This is a genomic window from Kitasatospora sp. NPDC004272 (assembly GCF_053603035.1).
The window spans coordinates 39,163-65,008 of the sequence record NZ_JBSGET010000007.1 but is presented as its reverse complement, the minus strand read 5'-3'; the positions used below and the strand labels follow the sequence as shown (position 1 = coordinate 65,008).

21 protein-coding genes are annotated in these 25,846 nt (G+C 74.1%); 7 read left to right on the top strand and 14 right to left on the bottom strand.

Annotation, left to right across the window (positions count from 1 at the left end):
• Positions 1 to 33: 33 nt before the first annotated feature.
• On the bottom strand, positions 34 to 1,140 hold the full coding sequence (locus ACWEO5_RS04370; protein WP_452160008.1) for a threonine aldolase family protein: 1,107 nt from the start codon (positions 1,138 to 1,140) through the stop codon (positions 34 to 36).
• Between the two features lie 340 nt (positions 1,141 to 1,480).
• Between ACWEO5_RS04370 and ACWEO5_RS04365 the strand changes: the two genes are divergently transcribed.
• Positions 1,481 to 2,560 carry a M23 family metallopeptidase gene (locus tag ACWEO5_RS04365; RefSeq protein ID WP_452160006.1) on the top strand — a complete coding sequence of 360 codons (1,080 nt, stop codon included), beginning with the start codon at positions 1,481 to 1,483 and terminating at the stop codon, positions 2,558 to 2,560.
• Positions 2,561 to 2,603: 43 nt separating this feature from the next.
• On the opposite strand, the gene ACWEO5_RS04360 is transcribed toward ACWEO5_RS04365, so the two are convergent.
• Positions 2,604 to 3,200: a TetR/AcrR family transcriptional regulator gene (locus ACWEO5_RS04360; protein WP_452160004.1), complete on the bottom strand. Its 597-nt coding sequence runs from the start codon at positions 3,198 to 3,200 to the stop codon at positions 2,604 to 2,606.
• Between the two features lie 209 nt (positions 3,201 to 3,409).
• Here ACWEO5_RS04360 and ACWEO5_RS04355 point away from each other — a divergent pair, with 209 nt between their 5' ends.
• Positions 3,410 to 5,002 (top strand): MDR family MFS transporter, encoded by a 1,593-nt coding sequence (locus ACWEO5_RS04355; RefSeq protein ID WP_452160002.1) that lies wholly within the window; start codon positions 3,410 to 3,412, stop codon positions 5,000 to 5,002.
• Between the two features lie 74 nt (positions 5,003 to 5,076).
• Here the strand turns inward: ACWEO5_RS04355 and ACWEO5_RS04350 are convergent, their stop codons facing one another.
• Both ACWEO5_RS04350 and ACWEO5_RS04345 read right to left on the bottom strand, forming a co-directional pair.
• On the bottom strand, positions 5,077 to 5,982 hold the full coding sequence (locus tag ACWEO5_RS04350) for an A/G-specific adenine glycosylase (protein WP_452160000.1): 906 nt from the start codon (positions 5,980 to 5,982) through the stop codon (positions 5,077 to 5,079).
• 35 nt (positions 5,983 to 6,017) lie between these two features.
• On the bottom strand, positions 6,018 to 6,812 hold the full coding sequence (locus ACWEO5_RS04345) for a rhomboid family intramembrane serine protease (RefSeq protein WP_452159998.1): 795 nt from the start codon (positions 6,810 to 6,812) through the stop codon (positions 6,018 to 6,020).
• A 133-nt stretch (positions 6,813 to 6,945) separates the two neighbouring features.
• Between ACWEO5_RS04345 and ACWEO5_RS04340 the strand changes: the two genes are divergently transcribed.
• Complete coding sequence (locus ACWEO5_RS04340; RefSeq protein WP_452159996.1) at positions 6,946 to 7,785, top strand: hypothetical protein; 840 nt, start codon at positions 6,946 to 6,948, stop codon at positions 7,783 to 7,785.
• A 235-nt stretch (positions 7,786 to 8,020) separates the two neighbouring features.
• Here ACWEO5_RS04340 and ACWEO5_RS04335 read toward each other — a convergent pair whose 3' ends face one another.
• Entirely contained in the window at positions 8,021 to 9,295 is a 1,275-nt protein-coding gene (locus ACWEO5_RS04335) for an MFS transporter (RefSeq protein WP_452159994.1), read from the bottom strand.
• Between the two features lie 79 nt (positions 9,296 to 9,374).
• On the opposite strand from ACWEO5_RS04335, the gene ACWEO5_RS04330 reads away from it, so the two are divergent.
• A complete protein-coding gene (locus ACWEO5_RS04330; protein ID WP_452159992.1) occupies positions 9,375 to 9,980 on the top strand; it encodes a helix-turn-helix domain-containing protein in 606 nt (201 codons plus the stop codon).
• Between the two features lie 7 nt (positions 9,981 to 9,987).
• On the opposite strand, the gene disA is transcribed toward ACWEO5_RS04330, so the two are convergent.
• Both disA and radA read right to left on the bottom strand, forming a co-directional pair.
• A complete protein-coding gene (gene disA, locus ACWEO5_RS04325) occupies positions 9,988 to 11,094 on the bottom strand; it encodes a DNA integrity scanning diadenylate cyclase DisA (RefSeq protein WP_344554344.1) in 1,107 nt (368 codons plus the stop codon).
• 129 nt (positions 11,095 to 11,223) lie between these two features.
• Positions 11,224 to 12,756 carry a DNA repair protein RadA gene (gene radA / locus ACWEO5_RS04320; protein ID WP_452159990.1) on the bottom strand — a complete coding sequence of 511 codons (1,533 nt, stop codon included), beginning with the start codon at positions 12,754 to 12,756 and terminating at the stop codon, positions 11,224 to 11,226.
• A gap of 152 nt (positions 12,757 to 12,908) precedes the next feature.
• Here radA and ACWEO5_RS04315 point away from each other — a divergent pair, with 152 nt between their 5' ends.
• Positions 12,909 to 14,672 carry a BACON domain-containing protein gene (locus tag ACWEO5_RS04315; RefSeq protein WP_452159987.1) on the top strand — a complete coding sequence of 588 codons (1,764 nt, stop codon included), beginning with the start codon at positions 12,909 to 12,911 and terminating at the stop codon, positions 14,670 to 14,672.
• A gap of 7 nt (positions 14,673 to 14,679) precedes the next feature.
• Here the strand turns inward: ACWEO5_RS04315 and ACWEO5_RS04310 are convergent, their stop codons facing one another.
• Genes ACWEO5_RS04310 through ACWEO5_RS04295 form a run of 4 tightly spaced genes read right to left on the bottom strand, consistent with a single transcriptional unit; the run spans position 14,680 to position 19,699 of the window.
• A complete protein-coding gene (locus ACWEO5_RS04310; protein ID WP_452159985.1) occupies positions 14,680 to 16,359 on the bottom strand; it encodes a SulP family inorganic anion transporter in 1,680 nt (559 codons plus the stop codon).
• Positions 16,359 to 17,027: a GAP family protein gene (locus ACWEO5_RS04305; protein ID WP_452159983.1), complete on the bottom strand. Its 669-nt coding sequence runs from the start codon at positions 17,025 to 17,027 to the stop codon at positions 16,359 to 16,361. Before ACWEO5_RS04305 ends, ACWEO5_RS04310 begins: the two co-directional genes overlap by 1 nt.
• Before the next feature lie 17 nt (positions 17,028 to 17,044).
• Entirely contained in the window at positions 17,045 to 18,376 is a 1,332-nt protein-coding gene (locus tag ACWEO5_RS04300) for a DUF1254 domain-containing protein (RefSeq protein ID WP_452159981.1), read from the bottom strand.
• Between the two features lie 27 nt (positions 18,377 to 18,403).
• A complete protein-coding gene (locus ACWEO5_RS04295) occupies positions 18,404 to 19,699 on the bottom strand; it encodes a DUF1254 domain-containing protein (protein WP_452160041.1) in 1,296 nt (431 codons plus the stop codon).
• A 257-nt stretch (positions 19,700 to 19,956) separates the two neighbouring features.
• Here ACWEO5_RS04295 and ACWEO5_RS04290 point away from each other — a divergent pair, with 257 nt between their 5' ends.
• The gene (locus tag ACWEO5_RS04290; protein ID WP_452159979.1) at positions 19,957 to 20,958 is read left to right on the top strand and encodes an NAD-dependent epimerase/dehydratase family protein; all 1,002 of its coding nucleotides are present in this window, start codon (positions 19,957 to 19,959) and stop codon (positions 20,956 to 20,958) included.
• 172 nt (positions 20,959 to 21,130) lie between these two features.
• Here ACWEO5_RS04290 and ACWEO5_RS04285 read toward each other — a convergent pair whose 3' ends face one another.
• Together ACWEO5_RS04285 and ACWEO5_RS04280 are read right to left on the bottom strand one after the other, a co-directional pair.
• A complete protein-coding gene (locus ACWEO5_RS04285) occupies positions 21,131 to 22,219 on the bottom strand; it encodes a family 2 encapsulin nanocompartment cargo protein polyprenyl transferase (RefSeq protein WP_452159977.1) in 1,089 nt (362 codons plus the stop codon).
• Positions 22,220 to 22,329: 110 nt separating this feature from the next.
• Positions 22,330 to 23,736, bottom strand: a complete 1,407-nt coding sequence (locus tag ACWEO5_RS04280; RefSeq protein WP_452159975.1) for a family 2B encapsulin nanocompartment shell protein — start codon at positions 23,734 to 23,736, stop codon at positions 22,330 to 22,332.
• 402 nt (positions 23,737 to 24,138) lie between these two features.
• Between ACWEO5_RS04280 and ACWEO5_RS04275 the strand changes: the two genes are divergently transcribed.
• Positions 24,139 to 25,239 (top strand): ATP-grasp domain-containing protein, encoded by a 1,101-nt coding sequence (locus ACWEO5_RS04275; RefSeq protein WP_452159973.1) that lies wholly within the window; start codon positions 24,139 to 24,141, stop codon positions 25,237 to 25,239.
• Between the two features lie 31 nt (positions 25,240 to 25,270).
• Here the strand turns inward: ACWEO5_RS04275 and ACWEO5_RS04270 are convergent, their stop codons facing one another.
• Entirely contained in the window at positions 25,271 to 25,804 is a 534-nt protein-coding gene (locus ACWEO5_RS04270; protein WP_452159971.1) for a methylated-DNA--[protein]-cysteine S-methyltransferase, read from the bottom strand.
• Positions 25,805 to 25,846: the final 42 nt, after the last annotated feature.

The following is a 25,846-nucleotide window of genomic DNA, read 5'->3' as shown; positions in this document are numbered from 1 at the left end:
ACCGCCGGGGCCCCGCGCCGTTCCGGGGCGGGCTCAGAGCAGGGCGAGGAAGGACTCCAGCGCTTCGGTGACCTCCTTGGCGCTCCACCCGGCCCCGTCGGCGAGCACCGTCACCTCGGTCATCGACAGCCCCGGCTGCGGGCCGGGCTCGCGCCAGCCGCCGAACAGCGCGACGCCCTGCTCCTCGGCCTGCCGGTAGCCGGCCTCGTTGAGCCGGTCGGCGGGGTGCGGCAGCCAGAACTGGAACTGGTGGGTGTGCGGCGGCGCGGGGTGGACCCGGGCACCGGGGGCCTCGGCCAGCGCGGCGGCGACCAGCTTGGCGTGCGCCACGTACCCGGGCAGCCGGGGCAGCTCGCGCTCCAGGCCGGCCAGCGCGGAGAGCGCGGCGGGCCACTGCTGCCAGAGGTTGCCGCCGTAGCGGTGCCGCCAGACCTTGATCCGGCGGACGTACTCCTCCTCGCCCGCCACCAGGGCGCCGCTGTGGCCGCCGAGCGACTTGTAGCAGGAGACGTAGACCGAGCCGGCCCGGGCGCAGACCTCCGGCAGGGTGCGGCCCAGGTGCGGGGCGGACTCCCAGAGCCGGGCGCCGTCCAGGTGGACCGGGCGGCCCTGCCGCTCGGCCAGCTCGTACAGCGCCTCCAGCTCCGCCCAGTCGGGCAGCAGGAACCCGGCGTCGCGCAGCGGCAGCTCCAGCATCAGCACGTCGTACGGCTCGTCCAGGACGGCCAGCTCGGCGGCGGTGGGGTGCCGCCGGGCGCCGGTCTGCGGGACGCTGCGCAGGCCGGAGAGGACCTGGTGGGCGCGGCGCTCGTGCACCTCGGGGTGGGCCAGCGGGTGCATGGCGACCACCGGGCCGTGGGTGTCGGCCCAGGTCTTCAGGGCGGCCTGCTGGGCCATCGTCCCAGTCGGGAAGTAGGCGGCGTCGGGCTTGCCGAGCAGTTCGGCGGTGCGGCGCTCCAGGGTGCGGACGATGCCGTTGCCGTACGTGTCGACGGGTTCGTCCAGCGGGTGGGGGCCGTCGGCCAGGTCGGCCAGCGCGGCGAGCGCCTCGCGGACGGTCTGCGGGCGGCTGCCGGAGAGCAGGCGGTCGGCCTGGCGGCGGGTGCGGAAGCGGCGGTCCAGAACAGGGGTGTCGTTCATCAGCTGATCATCTCCGACGGTCGGTGGATCGGATGGTGCAGCTGGACTGGACAGCGGGTTGTACCCGGGCCGGTTCGGGCCCAAACCGACCGGTCGCCGGTGGCGCTGCTCACAGCACATTTCCGACATACGACCCGGGATAGGAGGTTTGGGGCGGGAAAACCCGGGTTGCCCACTGCTCCGGAGGGTCCTTTTGCCCGACTTGTGCACTACTGACCGTCGTAGGTCACACTCTTGGGCCTCCCCGTCCGGGTCGTTTACACCGGAGTCGTTCCACCAGTTCGGCGAGCCCCACCGGCTCGGCCCCGCACTGGCCCCGTCCGTGAGGTACCGACTCCCGATGCGTTCTCTCCCCGCCACCGGCCGCCGGCTTCTCCAGGCGGCCACCACCCGCCACGTCCGCTCGGTGCTCTCCACCGGCCCGCTCACCACGGCCCGGCTCGCCCCGGCCAAGGCCCTCGCCTCCGGCGTCGCGGTGGTCGCCGCCGGCGCGCTGCTGATCCCGACCGGACAGGCCATCGCGCAGTCCGCCCACCCGGACGGCCACGACACGGTCACGGCCGCCGCCGAGAGCACCCACGCGCAGCCGCAGGACTTCCGCCTGCCGGTGCAGGGCCAGGCCGAGAGCGAGCAGGCCAAGACCGCCAAGGCCGCCGTCGTCGCCTCCCTGCAGCGCGACGGCGGGCAGGGCGGCGCCCAGGACGCGCAGGCCCGGCAGGACGAGCAGGCCTCCCGCGACCAGCAGCGCACCGAACTGCTGGCCACCGAGCAGCAGCAGAGCGGCGAGCACGCGGACGCCGAGCACGCGGACGCCGCGCAGCAGGGCACCGACCAGCAGGGCACCGACCAGCAGGGCGGCAAGCAGCAGCAGGACGCCGGGCAGCAGCAGGAGCAGCCGCAGGCCGAGCAGGCCGCCGCTCCCGCCGAGCAGCCCGCCGAGCAGCAGCAGGCCGCCGCCCCGGCCGCCGAGCCGACGCCGGCTCCGGCTCCGGCGCCCGAGCCGGCCAAGCCGTCCTGGTCCTCCCCCGCGCCGGGCGCGACGATCAGCAACCCGTACCACAAGACCAACGCCGCGTACGCGGCCGGCTACCACACCGGCACCGACTTCGCGGTCTCGGTCGGCACCCCGGTGCTGGCGGTCGGCGACGCCACCGTGGTGTCCTCCGGCTACGCGGGCGCCTACGGCAACCAGATCGTGCTGAAGCTCTCCGACGGCCGCTTCGCCCAGTACGCGCACATGTCGCAGCTGGGCGTGAAGGCCGGGCAGCACGTGGACGCGGGCCAGCAGGTCGGCAAGTCCGGCAACACCGGCAACTCGCACGGCCCGCACCTGCACTTCGAGATCCGCACCGCCAACCAGTACGCGAAGGTGATCGACCCGGTCGCCTACCTGAAGCAGCACGGCGCGAACAACTTCTGATCCGCCGCCCCCGTACCGCCGCTCAGCCCCGAGCCGCCCGCGCCTACCGCGCGGGCGGCTCGATGCGTGCGGCGACTTCGAGGGCGACCTCCAGCGCGGCGGCCATCGCCTCCTCGACCGGGGTGACCGGCTCGCCGGGCTCGCACATGTCGGCCTTGAGCAGGAACATCGCCGAGTGCATCGAGGTCAGCGCCACGGTGGCGCGCAGCTTGTCGCGGAAGGTCGGCTCCGGCCCGTGCAGCAGGCTGATCATCCGGATCATCCGGTCCTTGAAGGCCAGTCCGGCCGCGGACTCCCGCAGCGCGGGCTGGTTCTCGTGGAAGAAGCGCAGCAGCGGGGCCCGCTCGCCCATCCCGGTCGCGAACCGGCGCAGCAGCTCGTCGCGCAGCGCGGGCGACCAGGGCTTGCCCTCGCCGTAGGCGATGGCGTCGTCGAGCGGGGCGGCCATCTTCTCGACGATGCCGCGGACGATGTCGTCCTTGGTCTTGAAGTGGTAGTAGAGGGCCGCCTTGGTGACGCCGAGGCGGTCGGCGATCTCCCGCAGCGAGGTCTTCTCGTAACCGTGCTCGGCGAACAACTCCAGGGCCACGTCGATGATCCGCGCTCTGGTGTCGCTGCGGGGGCTCTGGGTGGTGGTCATCGCTGGCGGCCTGCCTCGGGGAGCGGGATCGGACTGGTGTCAAGGCCCGGTTCTGTTGGCATTGTCCCTGCCCAGGGGCGCTGTTCCGAAACTGGCTTGACGACCGGCTAGGGAACAACTTACCGTGCCGGACGGCGATTAACTAGCCGGTCGTCAAGTAAGTATGGCCGCGGCACCCCGCGGCACCTGCGCCCCGGGAGAGACGCACCATGACAACCCAGCAGTCAGCGGCGGTTCCGGAGGAACCCGTCGTCGAACTCGGGAAGCCCGACGAGTTCGAGCAGCGCCCGCACCGCGAGATCCGCCTGGTGATGGTCGGCCTGGTCATCACCATGCTGCTCGCCATGCTCGACAACCTGATCGTCGGCACCGCGATGCCCACCATCGTCGGCGAGCTGCACGGCGCCGAGCACATGTCCTGGGTGGTGACGTCCTACACCCTGGCCACCGCCGCCTCCACCCCGATCTGGGGCAAGGTCGGCGACCTGTACGGCCGCAAGGGCTCGTTCCTGGTCTCGATCGCGATCTTCCTGCTCGGCTCGGCGCTGTCCGGCCTGTCGCAGAGCATGACCCAGCTGATCGCCTTCCGCGCCGTCCAGGGCCTGGGCGCCGGCGGCCTGATGGTCGGCGTGATGTCGATCATGGGCGCGCTGGTGCTGCCCCGCGACCGCGGCAAGTACCAGGGCATGTTCGCCGCCGTGATGGCGCTGGCCACCGTCGGCGGCCCGCTGATCGGCGGCTTCATCACCGACCACCTGAACTGGCGCTGGACGTTCTACGTCAACCTGCCGCTGGGCGCGATCGCGCTGGTCTTCATCGTCGTGGTGCTGAAGCTGCCCAAGATCCGCTCCAGCGCGAAGATCGACTACTTCGGCGCGGCGCTGCTCACCATCGGCATCGTCTCGGCCGTGCTGGTCACCACCTGGGGCGGCCACGAGTACGCCTGGGGCTCGAAGCAGATCCTCGGCCTGGGCACGCTCGGCCTCGCCTCGCTGATCGGCTTCTGCTACGTCGAGCAGCGGGTCGCCGAGCCGATCATCCCGCTCAAGCTGTTCCGCAACCGGAACTTCACCATGGTCTCGATCATCGGCTTCATCGTCGGTTTCGCGATGTTCGGCGCGGTGACCTTCCTGCCCACCTACCAGCAGATCGTGCAGGGCGCCTCGGCGACCAACTCCGGCCTGCTGCTGATGCCGATGATGTTCGGCATGCTGGTGGTCTCGCTGGTGGTCGGCCAGACCATCACCAAGACCGGCAAGTACCGGATCTTCCCGATCATCGGCACCACCGTGATGGCCGGCGGCTCGCTGCTGCTGTCCACCCTCGCGGTGGACACCAAGAGCTTCACCTCCTCCTGCTACATGGTGGTGCTCGGCGCCGGCATGGGCTTCCTGATGCAGGTCACCATGCTCGTCGCGCAGAACAGCGTGGAGATGAAGGACATGGGCGTCGCCTCGTCCTCCGCCACCCTGTTCCGCACCATCGGCGGCTCCTTCGGCGTGGCGCTGTTCGGCACGCTCTACATCAACCGGCTCAACGACACCCTGAAGGACGCCGGGATGCCGGCCGGCGGCGAGTCCACCGGCTCGATGAGCCCGGAGACGCTGAAGAGCATGCCGCCCGAGGCGGTCTCGGTGCTCCAGCACGGCATCGCCAACGGCATGCACACCGTCTTCCTGTGGGGCACCGTGATCAGCGTGGTCGCCATCGTCGCCTCGCTGTTCATCCGCGAGGTCAAGCTCCGCGGTGGCGCGGACGCCGCCGAGGCCAAGGCCGAGGCCGCCCTGGAGGGCGCGCTCTGAGGCCCGCCGCGGCCTGAAACGCAGAACGGCCCGGGACCGCACGGTCCCGGGCCGTTCGCGCGCTCCGCGCGGGGCTACTGCGGCAGCCGGTAGGTGCCCGGCCCGACCGGCTCGACCAGCCCGTCGGCGACCAGCCCGTCCAGCGCCCGGGCCCGCTGCACCGCGTCCGGCCAGACCACGTCCAACTGGCCCTGGGCGACCAGCCCGTGGGCCTCCCGCAGCACCGCCAGCAGCTTGCCGCGGACCTGCCGGTCGGTGCCCTCGTAGGTCTGCCCGCGGCGCGCCGGGCCCTGGTACGGCGGGCAGCCGGCCCGCTGCCAGGCGCACTCGTCCCGCAGCGGGCAGGCCCCGCACTCCGGGCCGCGCGCGGTGCACACCAGGGCGCCCAGCTCCATCACCGCCACCGCCCAGGTGGCGGCCCGCTCGTCGGTGGCGGGCAGCAGCTCGTGCGCGGTGCGGCGCTCGGCGGCGGTGGTGGCGTTCGCCGGGTACTCGACGCCGGTGACCGCCCGGGCGAGGACCCGGCGCACGTTGGTGTCCAGCACCGCGTGCCGCTGCCGGAAGGCGAACGAGGCGACCGCGGCCGCCGTGTACTCCCCCACCCCGGGCAGCGCCAGCAGCTCCGCGTGGTCGCTCGGCACCTCGCCGCCGTGCCGCTCGGTGATCGCGACGGCCGCGCCGTGCAGCCGCAGCGCGCGGCGCGGGTAGCCGAGCCGGCCCCACATCCGCACCGCCTCGCCGGGCGCGTCCGCGGCCAGGTCGGCGGGCGTGGGCCAGCGCTCCAGCCAGGCCGCGTACGCGGGCAGCACCCGCTTCACGGGCGTCTGCTGGAGCATGAACTCGCTGACCATCACGGCCCACGGCGAGGCGTCCGGGGCCCGCCAGGGCAGGTCGCGGGCGTGGGCCTCGTACCAGCCGATGACGGTCGAGTGCAGCGCCTGGACGGCGCCCGGGGCAAGAGTCGAAGCAGTGGCAACCATGGCCCCCCGATCCTGCCACGAGCGGCCGCCGAGACTTAAAGCCCCAGGTCGTCGAGCTCCTTGAGCAGGTCCGCCCGCGGACTGACCGGGCCGGCCGGGGCCGGGCCGCCCTGCTTCCCGGCCTTGGCCGGCTTGGCCGGCCTGCTCTGCGGGGGCAGTGCCGGGGCGCCGTCGCTCCCGGTGCTCCCGGTGCTCCCGGCGGACAGCGCGGCCGGCTGCCGCGGGCGGCGGTCGCGGAAGATCCACGCCCCCGCCAGACCGCCGGCCAGGCCGCCGCAGTGGCCCAGCCAGGACACCCCGGGGGTGCCCGGGACCGCCGCGGTCAGGACGTAGGCGAAGGAGGCGCCCATCACCAGGCCGATCAGCGAGTCGATCAGGTTCCGGTCGAACAGGCCGCGCAGCACCACGTAGCCGATGTAGCCGTAGACCAGGCCGCTCGCGCCGACGGTCACCGTGTCGCCGTCCTGGAACAGCCACACCGTCATCCCGCTGGTCACCACCAGCAGCGCCGTCAGCCCGAGGAACTTGCGCACCCCCCGGTAGGCGGCGAGGAAGCCGAAGACGAACAGCGGACCCGAATTGCCTTCCAGGTGCTGCCAGTTCACGTGCAGGAAGGGGGCGGTCAGCAGGTACCCGAGCGTGTCCGGGTCGTGCGGGCGGATGCCGTGCATCATCGCCACCTGGCCGTCCAGCAGCCAGTTGACCAGCTGCGTCACCCACACCAGGCAGAGGAACCCGAACATGACGAAGAACGCGCGTCGTGCCTCGGCGATCATCTGCGCCGGGTCGAGGCCGCTACCGGTGGGGGCGTGGTCGTGCGGGGAGGCCATGAGGGCGACTATAGGGCGACGCACCGACGTGTCGAGTCCCCCTTCCGGACCAAATGGCGGATCATGTGAAAGAAGTGGTCCCGGTGAGGTGTTGATGCGTCAACAGGTGCACGAGGTCTCGTAGAGTTTGCTCGTGCCTTCTCTGCGCCAGCCCGTCGGACCGCTGCCCGCCTCGATCTACTGGCGGCGCCGCGTCGTGGTCCTCATCGCCCTCGCCGTCGTCGTCCTCGTGATCGGCCTGCTGGCGTTCGGCGGCGACGGGGGCAAGCAGAAGAAGGCTTCCGACCACAGCCCGCAGCCCGTGCCCGCCCAGTCCATCACCCCCGGCGCGTCCCCCACCGGCCCCGCGATCACCACCCGCCCCGGCGGGACCGGCGGCGGCTCCTCGGGCGGGAGCTCCTCCGGCGGCGCGACGGGCGGCGCCGGCGGCGAGATCAGCGTCACCGGCGGCAGCTCCTCGGGCGGCGGCAGCTCCTCGGGCGGCTCGACCGGCGGCGGCACCGGCACCACCCGCCCCGGCGGCGGGGCCTCGCCGGCCGTCAACACCACCGAGGTGATGGCGCTGCCGGTCTGCACCACCTCGCAGCTCACCCTCGAACTCGCCCCGGCGCAGAACTCGTACGCGACCAAGGACAAGCCGAAGCTGGCCCTGACGATCCGCAACTCCTCCGGGGCGGGCTGCCGGATCAACCTCTCGCACGAGTACTCCTTCCTGACCGTCACCTCCAGCGCCAACGAACGGGTCTGGTCCTCCGCGGACTGCATCACCGAGCGCACCGACGCCTGGGCCCAGATCGGCGGCAACAGCGGCGTCACCGAGACCTTCACCTGGGACCGCACCCGGTCCAAGCCCCAGTGCGCCAGCCCCGACCCCACCCCCGCCCAGCCCGGCAACTACCTCGTCCAGGCCGACCTCACCGGCCCGGCCGGCGGACCGCTCTCGGCCCGCACCTCCGTCCGCCTGGAGAGCTGAGAGCCCCTCCGGGAGGCACCGCCAGGGGCTCGGGGAACGGCGAGTCGATGCTGCTGACGGTCGGAGCCCATCGAAGGTCCGTGCTGCTGCGTGTGGTAACCGAACCAGAAGCCAATGGCGCGCAACGGCAGTGAACCGCCAGCAGCCACGGCCTCGCCGTTCCCCGAGCCCCTGATTGCTCCCGAACCGCCTGCCGACAGTTCCCCGAGCCCCTGGTGGTTGCTCGCGCGTAGCCCTACTCGGTCCAGCTGGTGCCGCGCAGGGTGCGGCCGAAGGTGAGGGGGAGCAGGGCCGCGGCCAGGGCCGTGGCGAGGAGGACGAGGACGGTGGGGGCGGGGAGGCGGTCGAGGAGGAGGCCGGCGGTCATGGTGCCGAGGGGGAGGCCGGCCATCAGGAGGGTCATGGTGCCGGCCATCGCGCGACCGCGCATCTCCTCGGGGACGCGCTGGAAGACCAGGACGTCGAGCATGACCCGCAGGGCGGGCACGCCGAGCGCGGTGACGGCGAGGGCGGCGAAGACCACCGCGGGGCCGGCGGCCAGCGCGGGGAGGGCGAAGGCGAGCGCGCCGGTCCAGGCGACGGCGAGCAGGAGCGCGCCGGGGCTGAGCCTGCGGTGCAGGCGGGTGACGAGGAGCGCGCCGAGCAGGCCGCCGACGGCTTCGCCGGTGAGGGCGAGGCCGGTGCCGGCCGCGGAGGTGCCGTGTTCGCGGAGCAGGACCATGACGGTGAGGAGCATCGCCGAGCCGGTGAGGTTGAGCGCGGCGGCGACCAGGACGGTGCCGCGCAGCACCCGGTGGGCGAACAGGTAGCGCAGGCCGGCGAAGGCGGCGCCCTTCTCCGGTCCGTCCGCCGGGGCCCGCGGCCCGGGGCGGGAGTCGAAGCGGACGGCGGTGCTCGCGCCGAGGGCGAGCGCCGAGGTGAGGACCAGGGCGAGGAAGGGGACGGCGCGGCCGAGGCCGAGCAGGAAGCCGGCCAGCGGCGGCCCGGCCAGGGCGGCGCCGTTGACCCGCAGTTCGTCCTGGGAGAGGGCCTGGCGGAGCTGCCCGGGCGGGACGACGGCGCGCAGCGCGAGCATCCGGGAGGGGCCGCCGTAGGCCATGGTGGCGCCGATCGCGGCGGCGGCCAGCAGGGCGTGCGGGACGGTCAGCCGGTGGGCGGCCAGGGCCAGGGCGACGCTGAGCGCGGTGAGCAGCCGGACGGTGTCGGCGAGGATCAGGATCCGGCGCCGGTCGTGCCGGTCGGCGACCGCGCCGCCGTGCAGGCCGAACAGCACCGAGGCCCCGAACTGGACGGCGCCGAAGGCCCCGGCGACGGTCGGGGAGCCGGTCATGGCGAGCAGCAGCAGCGGGTACGCGGTGTCGGCGACGCAGGTGCCGAGCATGGCGGCCGCGGAGCCGGCCCAGAGGGTCTGGAAGCGGCGGTTGCGGCGCAGCGGCACCGCGGTGGTTCCCGGTCCTTCGAGCGTCGCGGTCATCCCTCGCACCCCGTTCATGTCTTCGTCCATGTTCATGGTTCAGCAACCATTCATGTCTGCGTGAATAGTTGCACGGCCGAGAATGATTGCGCAAGCGTTGACGCTGTGGCTGAATGTGAGCGTGGTGGATCGGATGAAGGAGCGCGAGGTCACGGACGTCGCGACGCTGAAGGCCCTGGCGGACCCGCTGCGGCTGGCCGTCCTCGGGGTGCTGATGAAGCGCGACCCGGAGCCGGCGTCGGTGAAGGAGGTCGCCGCCGAGCTGGACGAGGCGCCGACCAAGCTGTACCGGCACGTCAAGCAGCTGGAGCAGGCCGGGCTGGTGTACGTGGCGGAGACCCGGCTGGTCTCCGGGATCGTGGAGAGCCGCTACCGCTCGGCGCAGCACTCACTGCGGCTGTCGCCGCAGGTGTTCGCGGAGGGCGGCGAGCAGCCGGCCGTGCTGGAGGCGGTGCTGGCCGCGATGGAGCTGGTGCGCTCCGAGTTCCAGCGGTACTTCCTGGCCGGGCGGGTCGACATGTCCCCGGAGCAGCGGGCCGGCAAGTTCGCGCACGCCTCCTTCCGGCTCAGCCCGCAGCGGCTGCGGCGGCTGCGCGAACGGCTGGACGAGGCGCTGGACGAGGTGCTCGCGGAGGGCGACTCCACCGGGCCGGACGCCGTCGAGGCGACCCTGTTCGCGCTGCTCTACACGGTGGACCCGCCGGAGTCCGCCGGGGAGTGACGGACGGTCAGACGTACCGCTCCAGGATGGAGGACTCGGCGAGCCGGGACAGCCCCTCGCGGACCGAGCGGGCCCGGGTCTCGCCGACGCCCTCCACGGTCTGCAGGTCGTCGATCGACGCGGCGAGCAGCTTCTGCAGGCCGCCGAAGTGGTCGACCAGCCGCTCGATGACGGTGTTGGGCAGCCGCGGCACCTTGGCCAGCAGCCGGAAGCCGCGCGGGGAGACCGCGGAGTCCAGCGACTCCGGGGTGCCGGTGTAGCCGAGCGCCTTGGCGACGGTCTGCAGGTCGAGCAGCTCGGCGTGGGTGAGCGCCTCCAGGTCGGCGAGCACCTCGGTGACGGTGCGGCCCTTCTTGGCGGCGCGGTCCGGGAAGTAGTCGCGCACCACGAGCTCGCGCTCCGGCTCGACCCCGGCGATCAGCTCGTCCAGCTGCAGCGACAGCAGCCGGCCGTCGGTGCCCAGCTCCAGCACGTACCCGGCGATCTCGCCGGCGATCAGCCGGACCATCTCCAGGCGCTGCACCACCGCCGAGACGTCCCGGACGGTGACCAGGTCCTCGATCTCCAGCGCGGACAACGTGCCGGCCACCTCGTCGAGCCGGAGCTTGTAGCGCTCCAGGGTGGCGAGCGCCTGGTTGGCCCGGGACAGCACGGTGGTGGAGTCCTCCAGCACCCGCCGCGCGCCGTTGACGTAGATGGCGATCAGCCGCATCGAGTGCGAGACCGCGACCACCGGGTAGCCGGTCTGCCGGTTGACCCGCTCCGCGGTGCGGTGGCGGGTGCCGGTCTCGTCGGTGGGGATGTTCGCGTCCGGCATCAGGTGGACGCCCGCGCGCAGGATCTTGCCGAGGTCCTTGTCCAGGATCACCGCGCCGTCCAGCTTGCACAGTTCGCGCAGCCGGGTGGCGGTGAACTCGACGTCCAGCACGAAGCCGCCGGTGCAGAGCGCGTCCACGCTCTTGTCGAAGCCGAGGACGATCAGGCCGCCGGTGTTGGCCCGGAGCACCCGCTCCAGGCCGTCCCGCAGCGCCGTGCCCGGCGCGATCGCACTGAGGGAGGCCCGCAGCAGGGCCTCCTCGCGGGAGGACTTGTCCGCCCGGTCGATGGCTGCCACGTGACTCCTTGGGCCGACCCGAACCGTGTGCCGCGGCGGCCGGCGGTCTGTCGGACTGTCTGTTGTTGCTGCGAATGATGCCTATGAGCAGCTGAAGTCTAACTGCGTACGGCCGCCGCGGGGCGTGGGTCAGCCCAGTTCGTCCGAGTCGACCGGCTCCCAGCCGGCCATCAGCTCCTCCGGGAAGGCCGGGACGGGGGCCCGGTCGCGGGCCCGGGCGAGCGCCTGGGCGCCCGGGTCCGCGGCCGGGCGGGCGGGCGGGGCGGCGTCCGCCTTGGGCTTGGAGCGGGGGCGGCGGCCCGGGATCGCGCGCAGCGCCTCGCCGATGTCGGCGACCTCCACCACCTTCATGCCCGCCGGGACCTTGCCCGGGTCCGGCGGGACGAGGGCGTGCGTGAACCCGAGCCGGTGCGCCTCGGCGAGCCGACGCTGCACGCCCGTCACCCGCCGCACCTCGCCCGCCAGGCCGACCTCGCCGATCGCCACCAGGTTGTTGGGCAGCGGCGTGTCGGTCGAGGAGGAGGCCACCGCCAGCGCGATCGCGAGGTCCGCCGAGGGCTCGGTGAGCTTCACGCCGCCGACCGTGGCCGTGTAGATGTCCTGCTTGCCGAGCTTCACGCCGCCGTGCCGCTCGACCACGGCCAGGATCATCGCGATCCGCGGCGACTCCAGGCCGGAGGTGGTGCGCCGCGGCGAGGGGATCTGCGAGTCGACCATCAGCGCCTGCACCTCGGCCACCAGCGGGCGCTTGCCCTCCAGCGTCACCGTCAGGCAGGTGCCGGCGACGGCCTTGTCGCGGCGGGTCAGGAACAGGCCGGACGGGTCGGCCAGGCCGACGATGCCCTCGTCGTGCAGCTCGAAGCAGCCGACCTCGTCGGTCGCGCCGTAGCGGTTCTTGACGCCGCGGATCAGCCGCAGCCGGGCGTGCCGGTCGCCCTCGAAGGAGAGCACCACGTCCACCAGGTGCTCCAGCAGGCGGGGGCCGGCGATCTGGCCGTCCTTGGTGACGTGGCCGACCAGCAGCGTCGCCATGCCGCGCTCCTTGGAGGCCCGGATCAGCGCGCCCGCCACCTCGCGGACCTGCGCGGGGCCGCCGGGGGCGCCGTCCAGTTCGGCGGAGGCGATGGTCTGCACCGAGTCCAGGATCAGCAGCGAGGGGTTGACCGCCTCGATGTGGCCGAGCACCGCGCCCAGGTCCTGCTCGGCGGCCAGGTAGAGGTGGTCGGAGAGCGCGTTGATCCGGTCCGCGCGCAGCCGGACCTGGCCGGCCGACTCCTCGCCGGTGACGTACAGCGTGCGGTGCCGGTCGCTGGCGGCCTTCGCCGCCACGTCCAGCAGCAGCGTGGACTTGCCGACGCCGGGCTCGCCCGCCAGCAGCACCACGGCGCCCGGCACCAGGCCGCCGCCGAGCACCCGGTCCAGCTCCGGGACGCCGGTGGAGCGGGCGGTGGCCACCTGCCCGTCGACCTGCCCGATCGGCTTGGCGGGCGCGGAGACCGGCCCGGCCGCCGTCGTCCGGATCGGCACCGCGCCGTGCTCCTCGACCGTGCCCCAGGCGTTGCACTCGGAGCAGCGGCCGACCCACTTGAGCAGTTGGGCGCCGCACTCGGTGCAGCGGTACGAGGGGCGCGCCTTGGCGGTGGTCTTGGTACGGGCAGCCATGCGGGCCACGGTAGCGCCTCGCACCGACATCGCCCGGACGTCACTCGAACGGCGTCACCCGGGCGAACAAGGAATCGGTCCTGTTACCCGAAAGAAGGACAAACGGCCGAAACCCCCCGGGCGGCGGGTTTCGGCTGCCTACCGTCGGTCGGGTGACCACCGTCCAGCCCCACCCCGTCGGCCCCTCCCCGGTACTCCGGGCGTACGGCGCGTGCGTCGACGGGCTGTTCACCTACTGCCTGTCCGTGCTCTGCGAGCACGAAGCCGCCACCGCGGCCGTCCTGGAAGTCCGCGACCTGGCCCAGCGCCACGGCGACCGGCTCGACGACCCGGCGCTGCTGCGCGCCTGGCTGTACGCGCTGGCCCGGCACCGCTGCCTGGCCCGGCTCGAAGGCGCCGTCGAGGAGGACGGCGCCCCCGCGGGCGGGCCGCCCGGGCCCGGCGCGGTCCGCGAGCGGCGGCGCGAACTCGCCTCGCTGGCCTGGCCGGAGGCGGCCGGCACCGACCCGGAGCAGCGCGAGGCGCTGGAACTGGCGGTGCGGCACCGGCTGGACGGCACGGAGGTCGCGGCGGTGCTCGGCCTGAGCACCGGGGCCGCCGCGGCGCTGCTGGACGCGGCGGGCGCCGAGGTCGGCCGGACCAGGACGGCGCTGCTGGTGCTCGGCGTCGGCTCCTGCCCGGAGCTGGCCCAGCTCGGCGGCGTCGGCGCGGAGTCCTGGCGGGGCTGGGTGCTGGGCCCGGCGCTGCGCCGGGAGCTGGTGCTGCACCTGGTGGAGTGCCCGACCTGCCGGGGCACCGCGGAGCGGGTCGCGGGCCAGCTCGGGCACGGCCTGGCCGGGCTGCCGGGCCTGCCGCTGCTGGCCGCGCCGGGGCCGCTGTGCCCCGCCGCGGCGCCGAGCGGCGGGGCGGCGTTCCTGGCGGGCGCGGCGGCCGGCCGGCGGATCGCGCAGGGCCCGGCGGAGCCCCGGTTCGACCAGCGCGGCTTCCCCCGGCACCGGATGCCCCCGGCGGCCCGCGGCTCGGCGGTGCGGCAGCGGGTGGTGACCACCGGCGTGCTGGCGGCGGTGCTGGCCGCGCCGGTGGTGGCGCTGTGGAGCGCGCACCGGGGCGGCGGGGAGGACCACGCCTCGGCGGTGTCCTCGGTGCGGGTGGACCCGACGGTGGGGCCGGGGCAGCGCGTCCCGGTGCCGGAGCCGACCGCGGTCGCGGTGGCGGCGCTGCCGCCGGCCGCCCAGGTGACGACGATGGAGCTGGCCGGTGCGGTGACCGCAGAAACGTCCCTGCCGACGGTTCAAGGACCGGCGGTCCCGGTCCCCTCCGCCGGGGCCGCGCCGCTGTCCAGCCCGGCGCTGACCGCCGAGCCCGTCCCGCCGCCGTCCGCCGCCGCCGGGAACCGGCTGACCGTGGAGGCGGGCGCGTACGGCAGCCGCACGGTGCTGACGCTGACCAACTCCGGTGACGCGCCGCTGTCCTGGCACGCCGTGCTGGACGTGGACTGGCTGCGGCTGAGCCGGGACTCCGGCACCCTGGCCCCCGGCCAGCGGATCACCGTGACCGTCTCGGTGGACGAGTCGCGCGCCCCGCAGGCCCGCTGGACGGCGCACCTGGCGCTGCCGCCGTCCAGCGCCGTGGTGACCCTGGAGGGCGGCACCGAGCACCGCGGCGTGCCCACCCCGGACGGCCCGGCGCCGAGCCCCTCGACCAGCACCGGGCCGGCCCCCTCGCCCTCCGCCGGCGGCTCCGGACCGGCCCCGTCGAGCCCCTCGCCGTCGGCCTCCGCCCCCGCCGACCCGTCCCCCTCGGCGCCCGCCTCCCCGTCCGCCCCTGCCTCCCCGTCGCCGGCCTCCCCGTCGCCGTCCGCCTCCGCCTCCGAGGACGGCTCGCCGTCCGCGCCGCCGTCCCCGTCCGCTTCGTGACGGCGGGTCAGTCCGCCGCGGTGCGCTCGCCCGCCAGCCAGCGCTCACCGCGGGCCACGGCCTCCTCCAGCGAGGCGTCCAGGACGGGGTCGGCGGGAACGACTCCGTCCGGGCCGAGCGCCCTGGCCAGGCCGGTGTGCCCGGCGAGCCGGACGAAGGAGGGCTGCGCCCCGGCGACGATCAACCGTCCGCCGCGGGCGCCCAGCTCGTCGTTCTTCCGCCGCAGCAGCTTGACCATGCTGGACGAGGGCACGTCGGGGACGGTGCGCACCACCAGCACCAGCACCGCGGGCCCGTCGGGGGCGCGCGGCCAGTCGGCCTCGATCAGCGGGAGTTCGGCGAACAGGCTGACCCCGCTGTAGGCGAGCACGGTGACCCGGCCGGCGGGCAGTTCGGCCGGGGCGTCGGCGAGCTCCCAGTGCCCGTCCGGGGTGCGGTGGAGCGCGGCCAGCTTCGCCTGCCGGGACGCCTGCACGCAGTACAGCAGCAGCGAGAGCACCGCGCCGAGGATGATCGCCTGCTGCAGCGGCAGCTGGGTGGTGCCCAGGAAGGTGACCGCCATCGCGGCGGCGGACAGCTTCGAGGTGCGCAGCACCAACTTGACGTCGGGCACCTTGCCGACGATCAGTTCGCCGCCGACCACGATGATCAGCCCGCCGATCACCGGCATCGGGATGTGCTCGGCCAGCGGGGCCAGCGCCAGCACGATCAGCGCCAGCCAGACGCCGGAGAACACGCCCGCCCAGCGGGTGCGGGCCCCGGCGGAGACCGCGACGCCGGTGCGCGAGAGCGAGCCGCCGACCGGCAGCGACTGGAACAGCGCGCCGGTGACGTTGGCCAGCCCCTGCGCGGTGAAGTCGCCGTTGACGCTGGACTTCGAGCCGTCCGGGTTGGGCACCGAGGGGCTGATCCCGGCGGCCTGGGCGAGCGCCACCAGCGCGATCGACAGCGCCCCGCCGAGCAGGTGCCAGGTCGCCGACCAGTCGGGGGCGGTGAAGTGCGGCAGCGCGGCGGGGATGTCGGCGATGCCGCCGACCAGTTCGACGTCGGTGCCGAGCGCCGCCACGCCCGCGCTGACCAGCACCATCGCCACCAGCAGCGCCACCGTCCGCAGCCGCTTCACCGCGTGCGCCAGCGCCCACACCGCGACGGTGGCCACCGCCACCAGGGTCGCGGCGGGCTCCCAGGACCCGGCGTGCACCAGCCAGTCACCGAACTGCACCAGCTTGTTGTGGCCCTGCGGCGCGTACCCGGTGGCGTCCTTGAGCACGCCGACCACGATCTGCAGCGCGATGCCGGTGGAGAAGCCGACCATCACCGCGTTGGAGACGAAGCTGAGCACCACGCCCAGCCGCAGCACGCCCATCAGCAGCATCACCACGCCGGACAGCACGCCGAGCAGCGCCACGTTCCCGGCGTCCTTCGGGTCGAGCCCGGCGTCGCTCAGCACGCTCTGCGAGGTCAGCGCGATGGCGCTGGTCAGGGTGGTGACCATCAGCACGGTGCGGGCGGTCAGCGAGCCGACGACCGCCGGGACGACGCCGGAGAACAGGCCCGCGACCGGGTTGAACCCGGCGATCGACGCGTACGCCATGCCCTCGGGGATCGAGAACAGGCCGGTCACCAGGCCGGAGGTGACGTCGCTCGGCTTCGGCCGCCCCAGCGAGCGGGGGGACGGCAGCCGCATCAGGTCAGGCCCGCCACGGCGTCACCGACGTACTTGGCGCCCAGGACCAGCAGCAGCACCAGCATGATCGCCGAGTTGTGCGCGGACATCCACGCCTTCCAGCCGCCCAGCACCTCGGTCGCCCGCGCCCCGCCGAGCAGGTAGACGCCCAGCGGCAGCAGCGTGCACAGCGAGCCGATCAGCACCAGCAGCGCCCCGGCCACCGCCTTGCCCCCGCCGCCCGCGCCGCTGGTGGCGATGGAGACCGCGCCGCCGACCGCCAGCACCAGGTTCTTCGGGTTGGCGGCGGCCAGCACCGCCGCCAGGCCCGCCGACTTCGCCGGGGTGAACCGGTCGACGGCCCGCATCCAGCCCGGCGGCTCGGCGACCTTCCCCTCCCGGGGCCGGCCCTGCCACTGCTTGGCCGCCAGCAGCAGGAACAGCACGCCCAGCGCGAGCTTCACCCAGTACGACCAGTCGGGCGTCCCGGCGCCGGTGTCGATGCCCGAACCGGCCAGCACCACCACGGTGGTGACCGCGCCGAGCGCCACCACCCAGCCGGCCGTGAACGCGATGCCGTTGGTCCGCCCGCGCGGGGTGGCCAGCATCAGGATCACCGCGATCAGCGGCAGCGGGCTGATCGCGATGCCGACCGCCGAGGCCAGCATCTGCCCGATCGCGTCTCCCATCTCCGTCCCCCTCCTGGTCAGCGCAGCCGGATGGCCGGCAGCCGGTAGCTGCCGTCGAGCACCGCGTCCTGCGGCTGGTACATCCGCACCATCGGCCGGAAGCCGCCCTCGGGGGCGGGCAGCCAGTTCGCCGCCTCGTCGGGGGCGGTGGGGCGTTCGTGCTGGAGGTAGAGGGTCAGCGAGCCGTCCTCGCCGTGCACCAGGCCGGGGGTGCGGTCGCCGATCGAGTACCGGCCGATCCCGTTGGGGACCAGCAGGTACTCCGGGGTGCCGTACATCGTCACCGACCAGAACGCGCCCACCGGCGGGGTCCGCTCGAACCGCAGGGTGTACGCGTGCGCGCCGCTCAGCGGGACGCCGTCGGCGTCGTTGTACGTGGTGGCGTACACGGCCTCGTAGGCGTGGTTGCCCCACAGGCCGGTCCGGGCCGCGACCGCGCGGGTCAGGTAGGCGGCGCGGCGGTCGGCGATCTTCCACTGCGGCTCGTCCCGGGTGCCGGGGCCGAGGAAGTCCAGGTTGTAGTCGAACAGGTGCAGGTTGGCCGCCCACTCCCCGGTGGGGTCGCCGGTGCCGAGGGTCGCCGCCTCCACCCGCTCCCGGCCCGCCGCCAGGCCCTTGGCCAGCGCCGCCGACCACTCGGCCGGGCCGTCCAGGTACGGCGAGCGGCCCCCGTCGAGCAGGCCGATCGGGGCGAAGCGCTGCTGGAACTCCAGGTCGGGGGCGGCGGGCGGGAAGGCCGCCATCCACAGCCGGAGCTTCTCCAGGAAGAGCAGCTCCTCCGGGACGCCCGCGTCCGGCTCCGGCAGCCCGGCGGCGGCGGTGCCGCCCTCCAGCGGGGTCAGCGTCAACTGCCGCTGCAGCTCCCGGACCCGGTCCAGGTCGTCCGGGCCGGCGCAGTAGTTGCGCACCGCGATCACCGCCACCGCGGTCGGCGCGGTGATCACCGGCACGCCCTCCGGGGCGGTGCCCCGCCAGCCGGGCGGGGCGACCAGCCAGGTCTGCTCGGCGGTGCCGGACGAACGGCGGCCCGCGTAGGCGAAGTTGTTCGTCCAGGCGTCGATGAACTGCAGCACGTCGTACGCGCCGCCGGTGTCCGGGACGTGCAGCAGCAGCGGCCCGGCGGACAGGTCCAGCGGGGCGACCGAGTACACCGTGTCGTTGTTCACCGACACGAAGTGCGAGGCCGGATCGGCGAGTTCGGCGGCGTGCCCGAAGGTGTTCCACGGCGTCGGGCCGATCGCGCTCATCCCCCGGCGGACGATGGTGTCCACCATGGTCAGGTTGGCCACCAGCGGGGATCCGTACACCAGGGCCTCGGCGGCCAGCATCTCGGGGGTGGCGTCAGCCATGCGAACGTCCTTGTCTGTTCCGGTGGTTCAGTGGTGGAGGAGCGGGGGGAGCTGCCAACTTCCGTCCAGCAGCTCGGGCTTCGGGCCGTAGGCGCGCACCGCCACGAAGTACGGGCCTTCGGGGGCGGGCAGCCAGTTCGCCGACTCATGGGCGGCGGTGGGGCGTTCGTGCTGGAGGTAGAGGGTCAGCGAGCCGTCCTCGCCGTACACCAGGCCGGGGGTGCGGTCGCCGACCGAGTACCGGTCGATCTCGTTGGCGACCAGCAGCCGCTCCGGGAGCCGGTACACGGACACCGACCAGAAGAACCGGGCCGGCGGGAGCTGCCCGGGCGGGAAGCGCAGCACCGCGGGCACCCGGCCGCCCTCCGCCGACTCCAGGCCGCCGTACCAGGCCTCCTCGGCGGGCAGCCCGTACAGGCCCGTGAGGGCACCGCAGGCCCGGTCCAGGTAGCGGGTGCCGAGCTGCTCCCGGGTGCCGAACAGGGCGCTGCCGGTGACCGCGCCCTGCCCGGCCGCGGCCAGCTCCCCGCGGGCGTCCGCGATGCCCGCCAGCAGCGCCTCGCGCACCTCGGCGGGCAGCGCCGCCGGCTCGAAGTCGCCGCTGCCGACGCCCAGTTCGGTCAACCGGCCGCGCAGGTCGGCGTCGGCGGGCAGGGTCGGGAAGAAGCCCAGCAGGAAGTCCAGTAGCGAGAAGAACTCCAGGGTGCCGAGCACCTCCTCGCCCCGCCACACCGGCCACACCGGCTCCGCCGCGACCGGCCGGGGCGTTCCCAGGTGCTCGCTCAACGGCCTGAGCAGGTACCCGGCCTGCACCCGCTCGACCTCCGGCACGTCCTGCGGCCCCGCCGAGAACGTCCGCCCGAGGATGCCGACCAGGTTGGTGTCGGCCCGCAGCACCCCGTCGAAGTCCTCCGGCGGGTTCGCCCGGTGCCCCGGCCCGGCGATCAGGTACCGGCCCGCGCCGTCCCCGGTGGTCCGGGAGCCGACGAAGCCGACGTACGCGGTGTCCAGGTCGTGCACCGGCAGCACGTGGTAGCGGTCGGTCGCGGGCTTCTCCAGCACCCACGGCTCGGCCCGCAGGTCCAGCCAGGCCCACGAGTACGGGGTGTCGTTGTTGGGCGTCACCACGTCCGTGTTGTCCGGGGTGAAGGGCTGCGGGTAGTGCCGGAACACGCCGAAACCCCCGACGTACCGGGGGTCCGCGTCGTCGATCGCCTGCGGGTAGACCGTCCGGTAGTTCTCCAGCAGCGGGTACCCCCAGATCCACGCCTGCGCCGCCGTCCGCCGCACCGCCCGCGGATCCGCACCGGCCGGGTTCCCCATCTCGCCCACCCTTCTTCCCCCACGAAAGGGATCATTCAGACATAGCGGTACATCGGGATGCTATGTGCTCCCCCCTCGATCGGCACTCCGACCGGCGGCCCCCGGCCCTCTGACCGGCCGTCCGGTCAGCTGTCCGGTCAGCTGTCCGATCGGCCCTCCGGTCGGCCGTCCGGTCGGCCGTCTGCTCCCGGCGAAAAAGCTCCGCCCCCGGCGAACGCGGCGCATGGGCGGTCGGCGGCCCGGAGACCCTCCAGGGCATGGACATCCTTCTGCTCGGCGGCTCCAAGTTCCTCGGCCGCGCCTACGCCACCGAGGCGCTCGCCCGCGGCCACCGCGTCACCACCTTCAACCGCGGCGTCAGCCGCACCGACCCGCCCGGCGTCGAAGCCGTGCACGGCGACCGCGCGAACCCCGACGACCTGCGGCGCCTCGTCGACGGCCGCCGGTGGGACGCCGTCGTCGACACCTCCGGACAGCAGCCCCACGACGTCGCCACCGCCGCCCGGCTGCTCAGCGGCCGCGCCGGGCACTACGGCTTCGTCTCCTCCGTGCACGCCTTCGCCGACTGGCCCGCCCGCCCCGTCGACGCCGACTCCCCCACCCTGGACTGCCCCGGCGACCTCCCGCCCGACCAGCCCTTCGCCAACGCGCTCAAGGCCGGCTGCGAACGCGCCCTGGCGGCGAACTTCGACGGACCTGCCGCGATCCTCAACTGCGGCCTGCTGATCGGCCCGCACGAACCCATCGGCCGCCTCCCCTGGTGGCTCGACCGGATCGCCCGCGGTGGCCGCGTCCTCGCCCCCGGCGCCCCGGACCGCCCGCTCAGCCTGATCGACGCCCGCGACTTCGCCGCCTTCGGCCTCGACCTCGCGCAGCGGCGGGCCGCCGGACGCCACCTCACCACCTCGCCCGTCCGCTCGGCGACCACCGGCGAGTTCCTCGACGCCTGCCGCACCGCGACCGGCTCCGACGCCGAACTCGTCTGGACGCCGGACGCCACCCTGCTCGCCGCCGAGGTCTCCCCCTGGGTCGAACTCCCCCTCTGGGCCCCCGCCACCGAAGGCTGGCACGGCACCTGGCAGGCCGACCCCGCCACCGCCCTCGCCGCGGGCCTGCGGATCCGACCCCTGCTCGACACCGTCACCGACACCTGGGCCTGGCTCGAAGCCGGCGGCCGCGCGGAGGTCGCCTACCGGCAGCTGGACACGCCGCTGGGGATCGACCCGGAGAAGGAGCAGCAGATCATCGACGGGGTTTGAGCATTCAGGGGCTCGGGGAACGGCGAGGCCCGGTCTGCGGGCGGTTCACCACCGGAGCGCGCATCGGCTTCCGGTTCCGTTCACTGCACGCAGCAGCCCCGACCTTCGATGGGCTCCGGCCGTCAGCAGCACGGACTCGCCGTTCCCCGAGCCCCTGATTTCGCGCCCCGGCTCAGTAGGTGCGGCGGGTGACCAGCTCGGCGAGGGCCAGCAGGTCGTCGGCGCGGGCGGGGTCGGGGACGGCGGTGGCGAGGTGGGCGATCGCGGCGGCCATCCGGTCGCAGCTCTCGGCCTGGGCCCAGGTGCGGCCGCCGGCCCGGTCCACCGCGTCGGCGGCGGCGGCGAGTTCGGTGGGGCTGAGCGGTCGGCCGGTGGCGTACAGGGCGGCGAGTTCCGCGCCCGCGGGGGTGCCGGAGGAGAGGGCGTGCACGACCGGGAGGGACTTCTTGCGGGCGGCGAGGTCCGCGCCCACCGGCTTGCCGGTGACCGCGGGGTCGCCCCAGATGCCGATCAGGTCGTCGATCAGCTGGAAGGCCAGCCCGATCTCGCGGCCGAAGGCGTCCATCGCGTCGGCGGTCTCCGCGTCCGCCCCCGCGTACAGCGCGCCGAGCGCGCACGCGCAGCCGAGCAGGGCGCCGGTCTTGCCCTCGGCCATCGACAGGCACTCGGCGAGCGTGACGTCGGCGCGCTGCTCGAAGGAGCAGTCGGCCTGCTGGCCCGCGCAGAGCTCGACCACGCAGTCGGCGAGGCGGCGGACCGACCCGGCGGCGGCCGGGTGCGGGTCCTCGGCGAGGACCCGCAGCGCCAGCGAGTGCATGGCGTCGCCGGCCAGGATCGCGCCGGTGGTGCCGAACACCCGCCAGGCGGTGGGTCGGTGGCGGCGGGTGTGGTCGCGGTCGAGGACGTCGTCGTGCAGCAGGGTGAAGTTGTGCACCAGCTCGACGGCGGCCGCGGCGCGCACCGCGTCCTGCGGGCGGCCGCCGACCGCGGTGGTCGCGGCCAGCACCAGCGCGGGGCGGATCGCCTTGCCCGCGCCGACCGCGCTGGGGGCGCCGTCGGCCTCCAGCCAGCCCAGGTGGTAGCCGGAGACCAGCCGCATCGAGTCGGGGAGGGTGTCGACCGCGGCGCGCAGCGCGGGATCGACGACGGTGCGGGCCCGGGCCAGCAGGGCCATCGCCTCGGCGGTGTCGCGCCCGCCGTCGGTGGCCGCGGCCGGCGCGCCCTCGCCCTGCTGCCCGCGTTCGGGCACGGTGATGGCCATGGTGAAGTCCTCCCCCTCGGCGGCCCCGGCTGCGGGGCGGCAGGAACGCGCGCTGACGGGCCGTCAGGCGGTGGAGCGGGCGGGCCCAGGACGGTGGGCCCGCCCGGTGGTCAGTGCTGCCAGTGGGCGACGTTCACGTTCTCCAGGACGCCGATGGCGTCGGGAACGAGGATCGCCGCCGAGTAGTAGGCGCTGACCAGGTACTTGACCACGGCCTTCTCGTCGATGCCCATGAAGCGGACGTTCAGCCCGGGCTCGACCTGGTCGGGCAGCGCGCCGGGGCGCAGGCCGATCACGCCCTGGTTGTCCTCGCCGACGCGCATCGCCAGGATCGAGGTGGTGCCGTTGACCACCGGGATCTTGTTGCAGGTCAGGATCGGGACGCCGCGCCAGCTCGGCACCGTCTTGCCCTCGAACTGGATCGCCTCGGGGTACAGGCCGCGGCTGTTGCACTCCCGGCCGAAGGCGGCGATCGCCTTCGGGTGGGCCAGGTAGAACTTGGTGCTGCGGCGGCGACAGAGCAGCTCGTCCAGGTCGTCCGGGGTGGGCGGGCCGGAGTGGGTCTGGATCCGCTGGCCGTACTCGGCGTTCGCCAGCAGGCCGAACTCCGGGTTGTTGACCAGCTCGTGCTCCTGGCGCTCGCGCAGCGCCTCGACGGTCAGCCGGAGCTGGTGCTCGGTCTGGTCCATCGGCTTGTTGTACAGGTCGGCGACCCGGCTGTGCACCCGCAGCACCGTCTGGGCCACGCTCAACTCGTACTCGCGCGGCTTGAGTTCGTAGTCGACGAAGGCGGTGGGCAGGTCGAACTCGCCCTGGTGGCCGGCCGACATGCCGATCGCGGCCTCGCCCTTGTGGGTCTGCGGGAGCTGCGAGTCGGCGATGAAGGCCAGGATCTGGTCGCGCAGCGCCTCGGAGCGGTCGGCGAGCTCCTGGAAGGCGGGCCAGGCGAGCACCATCGCGGTGCCGGCCGTGGCGGCCTTGACGCTGTAGGGCCAGCGGCGGTCGGCGACGGTGAGCGCCTCGTCGCCGATGTGGTCGCCGTCCGCGAAGGTGCCCAGGACGGTCGGGTCGCCGTACTTGCCGGTGCCGATCTTGTCGACCTTGCCGTGCGCGACCAGGAGGACCTCGTCGATCTCGGCGCCCTGCTCGATCAGCACCTCGCCCGCCGCGAAGTCCCGCTGGACGAAGCGGGCGGCCAGCTCGGCCAGCAGCACGTCGTCCTCGAAGCCGCGCAGCACCGGGACCTCGCGCAGCGTGGGCGGGACGACCGAGACCTCGCGGCCGACCTGCACGAAGCTCACCCGGCCGCGGCCCACGGCGTACGACAGCCGGCGGTTGACCCGGTAGGTGCCGCCCGAGACCTCGACCCAGGGCAGCGCGCGGAGCAGCCAGCGGTTGCTGATCTCCTGCATCTGCGGGGCCGACTTGGTGGTCGACGCGAGGTTCTTGGCGGCCGCCACCGAGAGGCTGCTCTGCTGCCTCGCCTCGGGAATTCCGGCGGTGGTTTCGGTCGTCATTTCGGCGGGGCCCCTGATCGTGTCGACGGCACTTTGCGGCAACCATGCTGACGGCCGTTCAGGTGAGGCGGCAATCACTCGTGGGGGTGATTCAGGCGCATGGACGCAATAGTGCGACCAGCGCACTGGATCGATCATCCTTCGATCCGCACGCCCCTCCGCGGGGCCGACCGGAGGCTTGTCGGGGGCCTGTCGGGGGCTTGTCGGAGGCTTGTCGGAGGTCGTACAGAACGCCTTTTCCGCCCCCCGTTCCAGGCGTCCGCGCTGCTCACCCACCCCCTGTTCGAATCGCTCCGGAACAGCGCTAAGGTGGCCCCCTCACCGCGTGGTGACCGCCGCCACAGCGCAGGCGAACCGGTCGGTGACCTCCCCATTGGCACGCCCTCCTCCAGGGAGACCCTCGTGACCGCGCCCGTCCGCGTCTGGCTGAACCGCACCTACGCCGAGAACGTCTTCTTCATCGACCTGCTGCGGACCGCGCCGCGCCCGGTCCACGTCCTGGCCACCCACGTCGACCCCGACTCCCCCGTCATCGCCGCCGCCGACCTGGGCGCCCTCGAACCGGACGGGCTCTCCGCCGAGGCGTACGTGGAATTCGCGCTGGAATTCTGCGCCCGCCACGACGTGGACGTGTTCCTGCCGCGCCTGCACCAGCTGGCGATATCGCTGCGCCGCCGCGACTTCGAGGCCCTGGGCACCGTGCTGGTCTGCCCGCCCGCCTCCGCGATCTCGCTGTTCGCCAGCAAGGTCGACGGCTACCGGGCGCTGGACGCGGTCGGACTGCCCACCCCGCTGTGGCGGCAGGCCGACACCGCGTCCGAACTGCTCGCCGCCGTCGAGGAGATCGAGGCGACCGGCTCGGCCGCCTGCCTGAAGCCCGCCTCCGGCGCGGGCGGCGAGGGCTTCCGCGTCCTCACCCGCGAACCGTTCGGCCTCCACCGGCTCGCCGGGTACGTCGACGCCCGGGTCCAACTCGACCAGGTGCTGGACGCGCTGGAGCGGTCCACCGCCCCCGCCGAACTGCTGGTGATGCCCTACCTGGACGGCCCCGAGGTCTCGGTGGACTGCCTGGCCGAGCAGGACGGCCGGGTGCTGGCCGCGGTCGGCCGCACCAAGCAGGGCCGCCGCCGCGGCTTCACCGTCGACCCGGCCTACCTGGGACCCGCCCGCCGACTGGTCGAGGAGTTCGGCGTCGGCCACCTGTCGAACGTGCAGTTCCGGCACGAGCGGGGCACCGGACACCCGGTCGTCCTGGACATCAACACCCGCCCGTCCGGCGGCCTGCACCAACTCCGCGTCTGCGGACTCAACCTGCCCGCCGCGGCCGTCGAACTCGCCCTCGGCGCACGGCCGTTGCTCCCCGCCACGGACGAACTCACGCTCGGCGAGTACACCCTGGTCTCCAGCATCCAGGCGGTGCTGCCCCGGCAGTCCGCGGCCCCCGCGCTGGAACGCATCGGCAGCACGGAACGGCGTACCGCCGCCGCGGCCGTCTCCGCGTAGCGCCGCTCGCCCCTCGCCCCCGCCCGACCGCTCAGACCGTCGGCCCGGACCAGTCCAGGGTCGGCGGCAGCGCGCCCTCCAGGGTGAGCAGCCAGCGCTTCGTCTCCACCCCGTGCCACGCCCCGCCGAACCCGCCCAGCCCGTCCGCGGCCACCACCCGGTGGCAGGGCACCAGCAGCGGCAACGGGTTCGCGCCCATCATCTGCCCCACCGTCCGGGCCGGCACCCCCGGCTCGGACGGGTCGGCGAACACCCCGCTGCGAGCGGCGAGCTCGCCGTAGGTCACGGTCCGCCCCCAGCCGACCGTCGCCAGCAGGCAGCGCAGCACCACCAGATGGGGGCCGGCGGCACCGCTCCAGTCGATCGGCAGCTCCAACTCCCGCCGCGCACCGGCGAAGTACTCGTCGACCCGGGACCGCACCAGGTCGGCCCGCCGCGCATCGGTGCACTCCGGGACGGGCGTGTCGCAGAGGTAGCTCGCGGCGGCCACGCCCCGGTCCGTCACGCCGAACCGCATCGGCCCGCTGGGCAGCGGGGTCGGGACGGTCACCCAGGAGAGCTGCATCCCTTCACTGTAGGGGGCACCGCCAGGGGCACACGAGAGCAC

Bases quoted from the DNA above. Each gene is read 5' to 3' on its own strand.
- ACWEO5_RS04370 (WP_452160008.1), bottom strand. From the start codon at position 1,140: ATGAACGACACCCCTGTTCTGGACCGCCGCTTCCGCACCCGCCGCCAG.
- ACWEO5_RS04365 (WP_452160006.1), top strand. From the start codon at position 1,481: ATGCGTTCTCTCCCCGCCACCGGCCGCCGGCTTCTCCAGGCGGCCACC.
- ACWEO5_RS04360 (WP_452160004.1), bottom strand. From the start codon at position 3,200: ATGACCACCACCCAGAGCCCCCGCAGCGACACCAGAGCGCGGATCATC.
- ACWEO5_RS04355 (WP_452160002.1), top strand. From the start codon at position 3,410: ATGACAACCCAGCAGTCAGCGGCGGTTCCGGAGGAACCCGTCGTCGAA.
- ACWEO5_RS04350 (WP_452160000.1), bottom strand. From the start codon at position 5,982: ATGGTTGCCACTGCTTCGACTCTTGCCCCGGGCGCCGTCCAGGCGCTG.
- ACWEO5_RS04345 (WP_452159998.1), bottom strand. From the start codon at position 6,812: ATGGCCTCCCCGCACGACCACGCCCCCACCGGTAGCGGCCTCGACCCG.
- ACWEO5_RS04335 (WP_452159994.1), bottom strand. From the start codon at position 9,295: ATGAACATGGACGAAGACATGAACGGGGTGCGAGGGATGACCGCGACG.
- radA (WP_452159990.1), bottom strand. From the start codon at position 12,756: ATGGCTGCCCGTACCAAGACCACCGCCAAGGCGCGCCCCTCGTACCGC.
- ACWEO5_RS04310 (WP_452159985.1), bottom strand. From the start codon at position 16,359: ATGCGGCTGCCGTCCCCCCGCTCGCTGGGGCGGCCGAAGCCGAGCGAC.
- ACWEO5_RS04305 (WP_452159983.1), bottom strand. From the start codon at position 17,027: ATGGGAGACGCGATCGGGCAGATGCTGGCCTCGGCGGTCGGCATCGCG.
- ACWEO5_RS04300 (WP_452159981.1), bottom strand. From the start codon at position 18,376: ATGGCTGACGCCACCCCCGAGATGCTGGCCGCCGAGGCCCTGGTGTAC.
- ACWEO5_RS04295 (WP_452160041.1), bottom strand. From the start codon at position 19,699: ATGGGGAACCCGGCCGGTGCGGATCCGCGGGCGGTGCGGCGGACGGCG.
- ACWEO5_RS04290 (WP_452159979.1), top strand. From the start codon at position 19,957: ATGGACATCCTTCTGCTCGGCGGCTCCAAGTTCCTCGGCCGCGCCTAC.
- ACWEO5_RS04285 (WP_452159977.1), bottom strand. From the start codon at position 22,219: ATGGCCATCACCGTGCCCGAACGCGGGCAGCAGGGCGAGGGCGCGCCG.
- ACWEO5_RS04280 (WP_452159975.1), bottom strand. From the start codon at position 23,736: ATGACGACCGAAACCACCGCCGGAATTCCCGAGGCGAGGCAGCAGAGC.
- ACWEO5_RS04270 (WP_452159971.1), bottom strand. From the start codon at position 25,804: ATGCAGCTCTCCTGGGTGACCGTCCCGACCCCGCTGCCCAGCGGGCCG.